The organism is Caldithrix sp. (assembly GCF_056497305.1).
In genome coordinates, this window is sequence record NZ_JBSMDE010000060.1 from 1 (window position 1) to 14,286 (window position 14,286).

Annotated in this window: 14 protein-coding genes; all 14 read left to right on the plus strand. The window is 44.8% G+C overall.

From position 1 onward, the window contains the following. The first annotated feature begins 98 nt into the window (after positions 1 to 98). Positions 99 to 1,424, plus strand: coding sequence for a signal recognition particle protein (ffh, locus tag ACWB0I_RS04820; RefSeq protein ID WP_479386904.1), 1,326 nt, complete (start codon positions 99 to 101; stop codon positions 1,422 to 1,424). Positions 1,425 to 1,448: 24 nt separating this feature from the next. Next, entirely contained in the window at positions 1,449 to 1,922 is a 474-nt protein-coding gene (gene rpsP, locus ACWB0I_RS04825; protein ID WP_479386905.1) for a 30S ribosomal protein S16, read from the plus strand. Positions 1,923 to 2,020: 98 nt separating this feature from the next. Continuing rightward, on the plus strand, positions 2,021 to 2,251 hold the full coding sequence (locus ACWB0I_RS04830; RefSeq protein ID WP_006928831.1) for a KH domain-containing protein: 231 nt from the start codon (positions 2,021 to 2,023) through the stop codon (positions 2,249 to 2,251). 6 nt (positions 2,252 to 2,257) lie between these two features. Then, positions 2,258 to 2,761 (plus strand): ribosome maturation factor RimM, encoded by a 504-nt coding sequence (gene rimM / locus ACWB0I_RS04835; RefSeq protein WP_479386906.1) that lies wholly within the window; start codon positions 2,258 to 2,260, stop codon positions 2,759 to 2,761. A gap of 1 nt (position 2,762) precedes the next feature. After that, positions 2,763 to 3,464, plus strand: coding sequence for a tRNA (guanosine(37)-N1)-methyltransferase TrmD (trmD, locus tag ACWB0I_RS04840; protein WP_479386907.1), 702 nt, complete (start codon positions 2,763 to 2,765; stop codon positions 3,462 to 3,464). Positions 3,465 to 3,482: 18 nt separating this feature from the next. Continuing rightward, positions 3,483 to 3,824, plus strand: a complete 342-nt coding sequence (gene rplS, locus ACWB0I_RS04845) for a 50S ribosomal protein L19 (RefSeq protein ID WP_479386908.1) — start codon at positions 3,483 to 3,485, stop codon at positions 3,822 to 3,824. A 241-nt stretch (positions 3,825 to 4,065) separates the two neighbouring features. Further along, the gene (locus ACWB0I_RS04850; protein ID WP_479386909.1) at positions 4,066 to 5,748 is read left to right on the plus strand and encodes an Ig-like domain-containing domain; all 1,683 of its coding nucleotides are present in this window, start codon (positions 4,066 to 4,068) and stop codon (positions 5,746 to 5,748) included. Continuing rightward, positions 5,745 to 6,566: a diaminopimelate epimerase gene (gene dapF, locus ACWB0I_RS04855; RefSeq protein WP_479386910.1), complete on the plus strand. Its 822-nt coding sequence runs from the start codon at positions 5,745 to 5,747 to the stop codon at positions 6,564 to 6,566. Before ACWB0I_RS04850 ends, dapF begins: the two co-directional genes overlap by 4 nt. Before the next feature lie 33 nt (positions 6,567 to 6,599). Then, on the plus strand, positions 6,600 to 7,532 hold the full coding sequence (locus ACWB0I_RS04860) for a tetratricopeptide repeat protein (RefSeq protein ID WP_479386911.1): 933 nt from the start codon (positions 6,600 to 6,602) through the stop codon (positions 7,530 to 7,532). A 104-nt stretch (positions 7,533 to 7,636) separates the two neighbouring features. Beyond that, complete coding sequence (locus ACWB0I_RS04865) at positions 7,637 to 8,713, plus strand: mannose-1-phosphate guanylyltransferase (RefSeq protein WP_479386912.1); 1,077 nt, start codon at positions 7,637 to 7,639, stop codon at positions 8,711 to 8,713. A gap of 29 nt (positions 8,714 to 8,742) precedes the next feature. Then, on the plus strand, positions 8,743 to 9,027 hold the full coding sequence (locus tag ACWB0I_RS04870) for a hypothetical protein (RefSeq protein ID WP_479386913.1): 285 nt from the start codon (positions 8,743 to 8,745) through the stop codon (positions 9,025 to 9,027). A gap of 1 nt (position 9,028) precedes the next feature. Continuing rightward, a complete protein-coding gene (locus ACWB0I_RS04875; protein WP_479386914.1) occupies positions 9,029 to 9,367 on the plus strand; it encodes a PilZ domain-containing protein in 339 nt (112 codons plus the stop codon). 550 nt (positions 9,368 to 9,917) lie between these two features. Further along, the gene (locus ACWB0I_RS04880; RefSeq protein WP_479386915.1) at positions 9,918 to 12,032 is read left to right on the plus strand and encodes a T9SS type A sorting domain-containing protein; all 2,115 of its coding nucleotides are present in this window, start codon (positions 9,918 to 9,920) and stop codon (positions 12,030 to 12,032) included. 40 nt (positions 12,033 to 12,072) lie between these two features. Further along, positions 12,073 to 14,241 carry a T9SS type A sorting domain-containing protein gene (locus ACWB0I_RS04885; protein WP_479386916.1) on the plus strand — a complete coding sequence of 723 codons (2,169 nt, stop codon included), beginning with the start codon at positions 12,073 to 12,075 and terminating at the stop codon, positions 14,239 to 14,241. Positions 14,242 to 14,286: the final 45 nt, after the last annotated feature.

The window sequence follows — 14,286 nt, forward strand, 5'->3', positions numbered from 1 at the left end:
AAAAAAAATTACATTTTTTAACAAATAATCTTGATAAAGTGAACAAAATTAATTACATTTAGCGGTCATAATAAAAATTGGATTGATGTCGGTAGGCTATGCTTGAAGAACTAACTTCTAAACTGGAATCGACGTTTCGGCGGTTACGCGGCTACGGAAAACTGACCGAAAAGAATATTGACGATTCGTTAAAAGAGATACGCCGGGCTCTGTTAGAGGCGGATGTCAATTACAAAGTTGTAAAAGATTTTATAGCCTCGGTAAAAGAGAAAGCGATTGGCGAGGAAGTACTGCGCAGCGTTACGCCCGGGCAGATGATCGTCAAAATTGTGCATGATGAACTGGTGCGTTTGTTGGGCGGGACGACGGCTACCATCCGGAATGCCGGCATCCCACCGACCATCATCATGTTAACCGGATTGCAGGGCTCCGGTAAAACCACTTTTGCTGCCAAACTGGCTAAATATTTGCAAAAGAAGAATCGTAAACCCTTGCTGGTGGCCGCGGATGTGTATCGTCCCGCAGCCATTCAACAATTAAAAATATTGGGCCGCAGCATCAATGTGCCGGTGTACGATGAAGGCGCGGGCGATCCGGTAAAGATCGCTTTTAATTCCATCAGCCAGGCCCGTCAGCAGATGCTCGACACGGTCATATTGGATACGGCCGGTCGTTTGCACATCGATGAACAGATGATGGAAGAGCTGGTCAAGATAAAGAATCGCATCCGTCCACACGAAATTTTGTTCATTGCCGATGGCATGACCGGGCAGGATGCGGTTAACACCGCCCAGCAATTTGCCCAAAAATTAAATTTTGACGGTGTTGTCCTGACCAAGATGGATGGCGATGCCCGCGGCGGTGCCGCTCTTTCTATCAAGGCCATTACCGGTAAGCCGATCAAGTTTATCGGTGTGGGTGAAAAAGTAGACGACATCGAGCAGTTCCATCCCGATCGCATGGCCTCGCGCATTCTGGGCATGGGCGATGTGGTTACCCTGGTTGAAAAAGCCCAGGAGACCATTGATCGGGAAAAAGCCGAAAAATTAGAAAAAAAGCTGCGGAAGGCAGAATTTGATCTGGAAGACTTTCTGGATCAATTGCAGCAAATCAAAAAAATGGGTTCTCTGGAGTCGCTTTTAAAGATGATTCCTGGGGTAGGGAGTCAGTTGAAAAACGCACAGGTTGACGAAAAAAATTTGGTGCGGGTGGAAGCTATTATCAATTCAATGACTCTGGAAGAACGGCGCAATCCGCGCATCTTAAATGGCAGCCGTCGGAAGCGGATTGCCATGGGCAGTGGAACGCGGGTGCAGGATGTCAACGCCTTAATGCGCCAATTTGAGCAGATGAAGAAAATGATGAAACAAATGAATAAAAAATCATTCCGGGGACTCGGCGGAATGCCCTTCGGAATCGGTTAACAAAAAATAATTGGAGGTTTTAACTTGGCAGTCAGAATTAGATTACGTCGCATGGGAAGAAAGAAAAGGCCATTCTACCGCATCGTGGCAGCTGATAGTCGTTCACCGCGTGATGGACGTTTTATTGAGACTTTGGGTACCTACAACCCATTAACAGAACCGGCGACCGTTGAGGTCAAAGAAGACCGCGTGTTCTACTGGTTACAAAACGGTGCTCAACCTACGCAAACTGTAAAGGATCTGTTGCGTCACAAAGGAATCTGGTTAAAATGGGATTTGATGAAGCATGGAGCTGATGAAGCAAAGATTGAAGAAGAGTTCAAAAAGTGGGAAGTGCTCCAATTAGAACGTCAAAAACGTTTAGAAGCCAAAAAGGTACAGAAAGAAGCCAGCACAAAGGCTAAAACAAAAGAAGAACCAGCGGCAGAAGCTAAAGAGGAGCAGACAGCAGAAGCTCCGGCCGACGAACAGACAAATTCTGAGGCTCAGGAAGCATAAAAGTCTTGTTTTTTGCGAAGAATCTTGCTATAATTATTAGTAAGCATTATAGTTAACAGCAGTTATGAGTTCACTAAACGGAGGGACGTATTGTGGATATGAAAAATTTCGTCGAGTTCATCGCCAAGCATCTGGTTGACAAGCCTGATGAAGTTCAGGTAACAGAGGTCGAAGGTGAGCGTGTAACAGTTTATGAACTGCGCGTTGGCGAAGGCGACCTGGGCAAGGTGATTGGTAAACGAGGCCAGACTGCGAAATCCATACGGACTTTGTTGGCAGCTGCTTCTGCAAAGCAAGGAAAACGTGCTGTTCTGGAAATTCTCGAATAAACGAGAATGTTTGTTGTTGGCAAGGTATTAAAGCCGCAAGGCATCGATGGCTCGGTTAAAGTGGAAATTATTACCTCTTTTCCCGAGCACTTTTTAGACTTAAAACGAGTCTACATTGAAAAAGAAAATAAGAAACAAGCCTATTCGATAGAACAGGTACGTTTATCGAATAGGTTTGTTTTTATCAAATTTAGCGAAATAAATAGTATTGAAGAGGCGGAAACGCTTCGCGATCAATACCTTTACATTGCCAGGGAAGACTTGACCCCGCTGGGTGAAGATGAATACTACATCCATGACTTACTGGGGTTAAAAGTGTTCGATGAGCAGGGCGTCTATCACGGTGTGGTGAAGGATGTGCTGACCTTTTCGGCAAATGATGTCTATGTGGTAGAAACAGCGGCAGGTAAAGAACTGTTGTTGCCTGCTATAAAAGAGGTCATTAAAAAAGTAGACCGGGCAGCCGGAACCATGACCATTCATTTGATGGAAGGTTTACTCGATCTTTGATATGCGCATTGATATTATAACCGGATTTCCCAGGATTCTGGAGCAGCCCCTGAACGAGAGCATTATTAAAATGGGGCAGCGCAAGCAGGCCGTGGAGATTCACATCCATGATTTGCGCGATTTTACAACGGACAAGCACCGCACCATCGATGATTATCCCTATGGCGGCGGGCCAGGCATGGTGCTCAAAATTGAGCCTTTCTATCGGGCCCTGAAACAGATCTTTGAAAAGCAGGATGTAAAAATGGCGCACATTGTCATGCCTTCGCCAAAAGGCAGGGTGCTCACACAGCCGGTGGTTACCGAACTGAGCATAAAAGAGCATCTGGTCTTTTTGTGCGGGCATTACAAGGGAATCGATGAGCGCATTCACGATTTCTTTGAAATCGATGAAATCTCCATTGGCGATTACATCCTCAGTTCCGGTGAGGTGGCCACTCTGGTGATGGTAGATGCTATTGTGCGTTTGCTGCCGGGAGTGATCAAGGACATCAATTCAGCCTGGACCGATTCCTTTTCGGATGATTTGCTAGATGCGCCTTATTACACGCGACCCGATATTTTTGAGGGCAAAAAGGTTCCGGACGTACTTCTTTCCGGTAACCATCAAAAAATTGCCGAATGGCGACAAAAGATGCGTGAGAAAATTACGCGTCAGCGTCGCCCGGATTTGTACGAAAAATATTTGAAATCAATTAAATAAAAAGAGTGAGACAGAACCATGGACATTTTACATCAGGTTACAGCCAATCAATTACGAATGGATATCCCTGAATTCAAAGCCGGCGATACGGTTGCCGTACATGTGCGCGTTATCGAAGGGAATAAAGAACGGATTCAGGTATTTCAGGGAGTATGCATCAAACGCAAAGGTGGCGGCATAAACGAAACATTCACCGTGCGCAAAATTTCAAACGGCATTGGCGTGGAAAGAATTTTCCCCATTCATTCGCCAAGAATTGCCAAAATTGAGGTCTTGCGTCGCGGAAGGGTGCGTCGCGCCAAGCTCTATTATCTGCGCAAATTGCGTGGCAAAGCCGCCAGAATTAAAGAGAAAAAATAGTCTTCTAAAACCGCCGTACGGCGGTTTTTTTGTTCTCACCCTCAATCTGCCTTTACCGCAGTGGGGGCGGAGGGAAAAACCTGACCAGTAGCTGTGCTTTCTTAACCTCACCTGGAACAAACGCGGATTGAAATTTGTTTCAACCAGCCAACGATTAACTTTCCGAATGCTGCCTTACATTTCCTTTGCCTTGAATAGTAATTTGCTGCTATATTACCAAAGCATTGTATGGAGAACGGTCTTGAAACGAGGAATTTTTCTTTTATTAATTTTTAACCTTCTGGCCTGTGCAGTTCAGGGACCGCCTTCTGGTGGGCCTGTAGACCGAACGCCTCCGGAAATTGTGCAGAGTTCGCTTTTGCCCGGGGCCGTGCATGTTTCTCAAAACTTAAAAGAAATCCGCTTTACTTTTTCTGAAGCCATGAAAGAGGGCAGTGAGCGCAACAATTTATTCCTCTCTCCGCCTCTCGAGTTTTCCAGCGAGTGGAAAAGAGGGAAAATTTTGCTCATCCGTTTTCATGAGGCGCTTAAGAACAATCAAACCTATGTTTTTACGGTGGGAAGTGGAATCCAGGATTTGCGAAATAATAAGATGGCCCAGAGTTTTATTCTGGCCTTTTCCACAGGCGATAGCATTGATCAAGGGCAGATATCCGGAAAAGTGTACGACCTGAAAGCCGGAGAAACCTTCAATGTTTTTGCCTATTTGCTGTCCGATTCGCAGGCCTTTGATCCCTTTAAGCAAAAGCCGGATTACATTTCACAAACCGGCGAGGACGGCGCCTTTGCCCTTCAATTCTTAAAAAATGGCTGCTACCGCCTGCTGGCTGTGGAGGATCGAAATCACAACCTGGTGGTCGATGCCATCATCGAACGCTTTGCCTTGAGCTACCAGGATGTCTGTCTGGATTCTGTGCATCACAATTTTCGGGGAATCGGACTCAAACTGGCGCAATTTGACACCCTTGCCCCGCAGGTGATTGCTGTCCGTGCCCTGTATCAGGACTGGGTGCGTGTGCGCTTCAGCGAACCAGTGGTTCTGGATTCAACGTTTTCCGTGCAGATTCAGGATAGTGCAAATCAGCAGGATGTGCCCATTACTTTTTGGGGCAGAAATCCGGAAAACGATAATTGGCTGGACATCTTAACCCAATCCATGGATAGCGCAAAAACCTATTCCATCCATTTTAGCCAGTTTAAGGACAGTAGCGGAAATCGGCAAAGCGATCAACTGAATTATGACTTTAAAGGCTCGGCAAAGAAAGATACCACGCGTTTAAAGATCGTCAAATATTTTCCGCAGGATAGCGCCAAAAATGTCAGGCCAGAGAGCAAAATCTATTTTAAATTTTCGCTGCCCATTCGCTGGCAGGAATGGATGGAACATTTCAGCTTGGTTTTGCCTTCCGGTCAAGAAGTGCCCGGCGCCTGGCACAGGTATTCGTTGTTTGATGGCGCCTTTGTGCCGGATGTATTATTAAAACCAGATTCTCAGTATGTGGTGCACTTTAACTGGCAGGAGGTACACGATTTCCGGGGGCAGCCGCCGGCTGATTCACTTTCAGCATTTACTTTTTTTGTTGTTTCGGCTAAAGAAATGGGACAGGTGAGCGGTACGGTTACAGAAGAGCATCCGGCTCATTCACTTGTGTTAACATTGCAAAAATTATCGGGTAAAAGATTGACTTTAAAGACGGTTTTACGGAACAGCAATCGATTCTATTTCCCTTATGTACCCGAAGGAGAGTACCGGTTACATGGTTACGAAGATCGAAACAGCAATGGCCGATTCGATAGCGGACGTTTGCTGCCCTTTCAATTTTGTGAACCATTTGCCCTGTATCCCGACACCATAACCGTTCGAAAACGCTGGGAAACCTCAGGAATCAAATTCAGCATACCCATAACAAAAGAAGGGCCATGAAAAAAATAATTCCCTTTGCCAAGCTACAAGCTACCGGCAACGATTTTATTGTGATCAATGACCGCGATGCGCAGTTAAACGAAATAACGCCAGCCATTATTCAAAAATGGTGTGACCGCCACTTTGGGATCGGTGCCGATGGCCTGATCTTTGTGGCTTTGAAGGAGGTTAAATTTCCCCGGATGCATTTTTTCAATGCCGATGGGCAGCGCGGTGCAATGTGCGGTAATGGCTTACGGGCCGTGGCCCAATATCTGCTGACCATGGGCGTGTGCGATCAAAAACATGAAAATACCATCGAAGCCGATGATGGCCTTCACACCTATTATTTTAATCAGCAAGGCCATATTACAGTAGAACTTCTAATCTCTGAACAAAGGCAGATGAATGTAGACCTTAAAGCATTGGAATTGCCATCCGGAATTTTACCGCTCGGATTTAAAGTCGTCGGTGTGCCGCACCTGGTATTGGAAAGCAGAGAACCTGATTTGCAAGATTTTGAGTTGCTTGGACGCCGGTTGCGCGCCCATCCGCTGTTTGGCCGGGAGGGAACCAATGTAAACGTACTCTATCGGGTTAGTCCCAATACCCTCCGTGTGCGAACCTTTGAACGGGGCGTAGAAGGGGAGACTCTGTCCTGTGGCACCGGTGTTACAGCCTGTTCCCTATTGTTCTGGGAAAAGTATGATGAATCCAAACCGCAACTGAATATTGAAACCCGAGGCGGAAATCTTAAAGTTAGCCAAAAAGAGGGTCGACTATTTTTAACAGGAGCGGCAAATGTCGTTTTTGTCGGCCACATCATCTTAAACAGATGAGTAATCTGTACCATTTAAGCGTGGGAGGGAACCATGCGTTGTATTTATGTTTTAATGCTCACCTTTTTTATTTCCGCCTGTGCGGTCTTTCAGCCCAAAGAAAAAGCCAAACCACAGGTGCAGCCCCGGGTTAGCCAGGAAAATGTAAAAATGAAGGTGGACAGCCTGATCGCCGCCGGCATTCGCTGGCATGCCAATGGAAATGACACCCTGGCTATTGAAAGCTGGCTGAAAGTAATGAACTACACAGATACCATCCCGGATGTGTACAACTACCTGGGCGTGGCTTATCAAAATTTCGGCCAGTTTCAGCAGGCGCTCGACTATTTTCAAAAAGCAATCCGCTTAGATAGCACCTACTACGAAGCGCTCAATAATGCCGGATACATGCTCTTGTATCTCAATCGCTTTGAGGAGGCTAAACGTAATTTTGAAAAAGCGCTTGCGTTGAATCCGCATTTTGAACGGGCCAGAGAGAATCTCAATCTGGTTAACAAAATTTTAGCCGGAAAATTGGACTGGAAAGTTTTTTCTCTTACGGAAAATGCAGAAAAAAGCAATGACTTTTTTGAAGAAATTCAGGGCTACAAAAAGGTTTTGCGCCTGGATTCTACTTATGCCAAGGCTCACAACAACCTTGGCGTAATCTATTATTACGAGGGGAATCTGGACAGCGCTTTTAAACACATTCGTCTGGCGCTTACCTATGAGCGGGACTATCCGGAAGCCCTGAACAATTTGGGCTACCTGCACAAAGAGCTCGGTAATTACGACCTGGCTATTCGTTTATTTTTTAAAGCCCTTACGCTCAAACCAAGATACATCGGTGCGCTGAACAATTTAGGGGAAACCTATTATTTAAAAGGGGAATACGAAAATGCCAGACGTGTGTTCGAGACCGTTCTGGAACTGGAAAAAAATAATCGTGTTGCGAAAAGATGGCTGAAAAAGCTGAACGCTCTTTAAAGTCTGCTTTAATTTAATGTAAAAATTTATTAGTTTAGTGGCATCCAGTGTAACTCAATATGTTCGGGTTAACGAGTAGTGCAAGTTTTACATAGGAGTATTCAATGCATATTGTTCTAATGGCCGGGGGAGTCGGTACGCGTTTTTGGCCCAGAAGCAGAAAAAATTTCCCCAAACAATTATTAAATCTGGCAGGCGATAAATCCATGATTCGTCTGACCTACGAGCGTGTAAAAGACTTAACCAGCGATGAAAATATTCTTATTATTACCAACCAGGAATTAAAAGGGCCGATCCACGAACAAATTCCCGAAGTTCCCACCGAGAACATTGTGGCCGAACCGTTCGGCAAAAATACAGCGCCCTGTATTGGACTGGCTGCAACCATTGTGCGTAAAAAGGCCTCTTTACAGGAACCGATGGTCATTTTGCCCGCGGACCATTTAATTAAAGAGATCGATGTGTTTCACGATGTCATAATAACTGCGGTGGAATATGCCCAGAATAATGATGCGCTGGTGACCCTGGGTATCACGCCGGCCTATCCGGAAACAGGTTACGGGTACATTCAACGTGGAGAGCCTGTTGCAACATTAAACAATCGTACTGTGTATCGGGTTAAAACCTTTGCCGAAAAGCCCAATTTAGAGACCGCACAGCTTTTTTTAAAAAGCGGCGATTTCCTGTGGAACAGCGGCATGTTTGTCTGGAAAACCGGTGTCATCCTGGATGCGTTCAATAAACATCAGCCGGAGATGGCTCAGGGATTTGAACGCATTTATCAAAGCCTCAACACAGACAACCAGGAAGAAACCATAACGGATGTTTACATGCGCATAAAGTCTATTTCGATTGACTATGCCATCATGGAAGTGGCTCAGTCTGTTTACATCATCGAAGCCGATTTTACCTGGAATGATGTGGGCTCCTGGGAGGCGGCCTACGCCATTTCTGATAAGGATGAAAAACAAAACGCCCTGACAGCAGCGCATAATGTGGTGATCGATTCTAAAAACAATTTCATCTATGCTCCCAAAAAATTGGTAGCCCTGATTGATGTGGATAATTTGGCTGTGGTTGAAACGGACGACGCCATTCTCATTTGTCGCAAGGATGCTTCGCAGCGTGTGAAAGAGGTGGTCGATCTCTTAAAACAACGCAAATTAGAGCAATACTTGTAAGGTGAAATTAAACAGGTAATAATGAAACAGTGGGTACCATAAACAATCTGGATAAACGGAATGAAGAAAAGATCCTGGAGAAACTTCTGACATTGTTGCAGGAGCTGTCGATTACGGTACGCTATGATCGGGGCTTTTTTAACGGAGGGTTGGTCCGGTACAAGGATCATTTGTATTTGTATCTGAATAGAAAAAGCAAGAATAGAAACAAAATAGAGTTAATTCTGGAAGAACTAAAACATATTCACATCCCGGAAGAAAAGATTCCGGAAGCATTAAAACCGTTCTTTCAATTTAACAAGCAGGAGGTTTAAATTGGATTTCAGCGGCCGTAGTGCAAAAAGACTGGAAACAGAAAACCTGTTGGCGTTTCAGTTGTTCGATGACAAAGATCAGGTTATTTTACAGGGTGTGGTTAAAACAATCGACATCAGCCGCACGGGTATTAGTATTGAATCGTTTGATGCGATGGAGCTCGGTCGTAAAATTGAGTTGACGGTGGGATTGGGGGAAAATGTTGTCAAGGCCCGCGGTACCATTAAAAATTGTACGCCTAAAACCGATAAAACCTATCACGTTGGCATTGAATTTGACTATTTAAGCGACGAAGACCTGAACAAGATGGCTATGGTTTATCCTGAAATTTTGCGTTAATAATAAATCCCCCTATCCATAGATCCTTTTAAAGCATCCGGTTTGCTCTAAAACGCGGCCCATGACTTAATCGAACAGGTTGTTGATCTTTCTCAAATCTTGTTGACAAAGAAACTGAAAGAAAGGTAAACGCGTACACGATCAAGATTTTTGGAATAAGCAAATGCCCGCACTAAGGCAACTTATAGTACCTGGTCATTCTCCCTTATAGCTATAGTTTTCAATTTTATCATTTTCCCCCAAAATACTTTACAATATTTTAGACCCAATCAAAAAAATTTTTCCCATATTTGATTTTGTGGTTATCTTTTTTTTAATTTAGAGCTATAAAGATTAATAAGTGGTTAAAAACAATTGAGGGGATTCTCTGGCCGTTTCGGATCGTTGTAAGAGCAAACTGGTAAAAGGGGGAAAAAAATAGAATTATTTAATCGGCCGGAGAAAATGGAAAATCATTTTTTATTGTGCAAAATGTGATAAATAACATATTATTATTTGCAGATTAGTAATAATCTTATTAAAAGTGTCATAAGAAAAAGGAGGAGAGAGCGTGCGTTTTGTTACAACTTTATTCGTAGTCCTATTTTTTATTGTTACGGTTGAGGCTAAAGGCCTTCCAAAACAGATCGCCAAATACAAATCTTTCAGAGCCCACATACAAAAAGTAACCTTCCATGATGAATGGGCTTCTAAGGAATCAAACCAGATTATTCCAGGTAGTGAGCATCCCGTTCTTCCTCTTCAAAAACCGATGGCGGCAGCAAAACTGTACACAGACAACTCAGTCCTGGTCAAGATTGATTCTTCGCGCAATGGTTTTGGCTGGTTAAACACAGCGATCCGTTCTGTGGATCATTTTGAAGGCATTGACGCCCTGGATGTGGATGCAGATTTTGTGTTGGCGGCCTATCGGCAATATATTCTGGCGAATCCCGCCACCGGAATTATTGGAGCCACAACGATTGATGTTTCTAATGGTCTGGATAATGGCGAGTTTTTTCGCCATGTGGAATTAAATCAGGACCTGTATGAAGGTACTGTTGGCGGGCGTTATCCTGGAGCCGTGGCGATCGATCGTCCGTTCGTCCATTTTAACCAGTACATTTCGGGAGATGCCCAATCCAGCCCTGCGCTCTCGGATCCTTATTTGATTACCGATTATGGTTCCTACGGCGTAAATGGTGGCGCCTGGACGCCTTCCTTTCGGATGGATGAAGGGTATCAGCACTGGACCTTTGCTCAGAATCGTTTATGGAACGGACCGGTAGAAATTGTGAAAGGGGAGGATGAAAATTACCATTACTTAGGTGCCTACCGTAATTGGACCATCGAAGGCGAGAGTCAGCCCTATGAATATGTTTTACTCAATGCCGAAACGGATGACCCCACTTTTGGCTGGACCATCGATACCGATCCAACGGTCATTGACACCATGAACTTTTTTATTTATCCAGCTATCTCAATGAACACCAGCGGGTTTGGAGCCTGTATTGGGGTGGGGCATGCCGGCCCACATCCGGGCAATACGTTTTATCTTAGCGAATTACGGTTAATGGTCATGATCACCCATGATTACGGCAAAACCTGGTCAGATGTAAGGGAAGTTAGCTGGGCTGAACTTGGAATTCCAGAAGAGATTACAGCGGACGATTCGGTATATGTGCCTGCTAATCCAGGTGACCCCAACGACACGACCATGGTAATCTATGAAGGCCCGGCCTATGTGGCCATTCCCAACAACCATTCTGTGGATGTGCTGGTTACAGAAGACAATAAAATTTACACGGCCTTCGATATTACCTGGGGGCCCTGGGCCGATGAAAATAGCTATTACCGTAATTACAAATATTGCGGTTTGCATTTGGGAATCAGTACGGATGAAGGTCAAACTTTCAAAGACTCGCATGTGGCCATTAACAACGGCTTTTTTGTGGGCGATGAATTTAGCGAAGAAGTCGAAGATAATTTCTTTTTTAATTCAGAAGCCGATATCTCCATTGATGAAAATGGAGCCATTTATCTGACCTGGTTAGATCGACCCAGTAAAAATGTAGAACCTGCAGAAAAGAGTCGTTACAACAACCCGAATGAAGGTATTTTGTTAAAAGCCGATGTTTTTACGGCCCGTTCCATCGATGGCGGCAAGACCTGGACATGGAAAATGAATGTCACCCAAACACAACATGTGGATGAGTATGAACTTAAAGCCGTTCGTCGGGCTTCCTCGCGGAACAATGGAACAACCTGGTTCGCTTATTGCGAAGTCAATCCCAATGAACAGGTTGCTCAGGGCGATCCGGACGCTTATACCTATCGCACCAATCGTGTGTGGGTTGGCGAAGCCTTTAGCTATCCGGATTCAGGAGTAGGTATCGAAAATGAAGAGCAGCTAATTGCAGTCAATCATGTCCTGTTGCGCAATTATCCGAATCCTTTTAATCCCAGTACTCAAATTGAATTCAAGAGTGAGCAATCGGGTAAAGCGGTCCTTGCTGTTTATGATGTAAACGGCCGTTTAATCGGTAAGATTTTTGATCAGCCCGTGACGGCCAATCAATTGTACAAAGTTTCTTTTAAAGCCAGCGAACTGGCTTCGGGCGTTTATTTTTATCGCCTTAATGTCAACGGCCATTTTACCACGCGTAAAATGGTATTGATGAGATAAATGTAAGGTAAGTTCAATAAAATAACTCGGAGGAGGAGTTATGCGTCGTCTTTTTTCTGTAATTTGTGTTTTATTAATAACCGGACTGCTTTACGCAGGCCAAAAACCGATTGCCCCTGAGGCTAAAATGGCTAAATACAAGGTCTCAAATGTGGTAAAAACAGTTTCAGAGACTCCGGTGGAGCCTATTATCCCTTATGCTAAATATCCGGTTGCTCAAAAAAAAGCAAGCCAGAGGGGCTTGATGAAACGAACGGCCAGCGCAACCAATGTCTATCTGGATCGCTCTGGTAATGGCTATGGTTGGTTAAATTCGATGACCAGAAAATTGGATCGCTGGGCTGGCACTGATGTGCAAACAGGAGATTCTCGGGATGTTGTCTTAGTCGGTTACCGCGGTGAGATGTCAGATGAAAATGGTAGTGCTCGTGATATCTGTGCCGCCGAAGTGGATGTTAGCGCCGGTTTGTCAACAGGGATCAATACAGCTTACATCTATTCCGGTGATGATGGCACGGAACTCAATGCCGGATTAGGAGGCATTGGCGGTCGCTACCCCAGTGTTTCGGCTCTGGAATATCCCTTTGTTTTCTTTAATCAGTACATTTCGGGGGATGTACAAACCGTTCCGGCAGAGTCACATCCTTATATGATTACAGAGTATGGCACCTGGCTGGACAATGGAGGTATCTGGACCACACCGGATTTTCTAATGGATCAAGGCTGGTTGGACCCGGATTTAAATGATTTGCTCGCCTACAAAGTAAATCGCCTGTGGAACGGCGCGGTCACTGTGGTTAAAGATGCGAACGGTGTCTACCACTGGTGTGGCGTCTATGAAACCTGGTATTCAAACCCTGAAGAACAAAACTATGGCAAACAAAATCACAAAAATATCATGACAGCTTACTCAGACCCGGACGACCCCACTGTTTGGACCTATGGCTGGGACGTGGGCAATGATCCGGTTTTGATTGATCCTTATGTAGTTACTTTACCGCGCTGTGGCATTGCCATGAATTCCAGCGGTTTTGGCGTGATTGCCGGGCCAGGACATTTGGGCTGGCATAATCCCGATTCCGGATACTATTATGATTCTTTGTTTGTAACCTATGCTACAACTTATGATTTTGGCGTTACCTGGTCTGACTGGGATACAGTTGGCATGGTTACCGATTTGGGAATACCTGGCTACATTCGCGCCTCTGAAAAGATGATTATCTGGGATATTCCGGCACCAGGAGATACCGTGTGGTATGATGGCCCTGCCTTTACTGGAACTAATTTTGATATGAGTGTGATGGTGGATGATAATAATACAATCTACGTGGCCTTTAACTCTATGTGGGGTGCTATTGGCAATGGAGGCTGGTACCCGAGTTATCAATACAGTGGTGTGTTGCTGGCTCGAAAACCGGAAGGAGGAAGCTGGATTGGTTCACGAATTGCTTACAACAATGGAATATGGCAGGGGGACGACCAGATTTCGGGCATGTCCAATTACTTCTTTGATTCCGAATGCCAGATCAGCCGGGATGAACAGGGCAATATTTATGCCACCTGGTTAGACCGCCGTCACAATCAAGTACAGGTTACGCAATTCAATAGATACAGTGATCCGGAAACGTATGGTTCAGATGCTACCTTCAAAACCGATGTCTATGCAGCCCATTCAGTTGATGGGGGCGATTATTTTTCTGATCCCATCAATTGTACAGACTCTCCTTCTCTGGATGAATATGAGTTGAGTATGTCTATCCATTCCGCCAATCAAAATACTCGTGGAGATTACGGAAAAATCTGGTTCTCGTACTGTCTGGCGGATACTACGGTAGGTAATCCATCTACCGATGCCTACATTGAGTTGCCGAACGATGTGTGGATTGGGGAGACCAGCCAGTTTAACCCACCGGCTGCGGTAGAAAAAGACGCAAAAGTCGTTCGTGCTTATGCCCTTGAGCAAAATTATCCTAATCCGTTTAATCCTACTACGACCATTGAATTTACGCCTCTGAGAAATGAATTTGCGACTCTTGCGGTGTTTAATACCGCAGGCCAGAAAGTAGCCACATTATTCGAGGGGCAGGTTGTGAAAGATCAAAAATATCAAATCACATTTGACGCAAAGAATCTGGCTTCTGGTGTCTATTTCTACAAATTTCAGACTGAGAAAGGCGTTGAAATTAAGAAGATGGTATTGATGAAATAATATTTATATGTAGCAGGAAGCTACGGCTTCCTGCTTTTTTCTTAT

Bases quoted from the DNA above. Each gene is read 5' to 3' on its own strand.
- ffh (WP_479386904.1), top strand. From the start codon at position 99: ATGCTTGAAGAACTAACTTCTAAACTGGAATCGACGTTTCGGCGGTTA.
- ACWB0I_RS04830 (WP_006928831.1), top strand. From the start codon at position 2,021: ATGAAAAATTTCGTCGAGTTCATCGCCAAGCATCTGGTTGACAAGCCT.
- rimM (WP_479386906.1), top strand. From the start codon at position 2,258: ATGTTTGTTGTTGGCAAGGTATTAAAGCCGCAAGGCATCGATGGCTCG.
- trmD (WP_479386907.1), top strand. From the start codon at position 2,763: ATGCGCATTGATATTATAACCGGATTTCCCAGGATTCTGGAGCAGCCC.
- rplS (WP_479386908.1), top strand. From the start codon at position 3,483: ATGGACATTTTACATCAGGTTACAGCCAATCAATTACGAATGGATATC.
- dapF (WP_479386910.1), top strand. From the start codon at position 5,745: ATGAAAAAAATAATTCCCTTTGCCAAGCTACAAGCTACCGGCAACGAT.
- ACWB0I_RS04860 (WP_479386911.1), top strand. From the start codon at position 6,600: ATGCGTTGTATTTATGTTTTAATGCTCACCTTTTTTATTTCCGCCTGT.
- ACWB0I_RS04865 (WP_479386912.1), top strand. From the start codon at position 7,637: ATGCATATTGTTCTAATGGCCGGGGGAGTCGGTACGCGTTTTTGGCCC.
- ACWB0I_RS04885 (WP_479386916.1), top strand. From the start codon at position 12,073: ATGCGTCGTCTTTTTTCTGTAATTTGTGTTTTATTAATAACCGGACTG.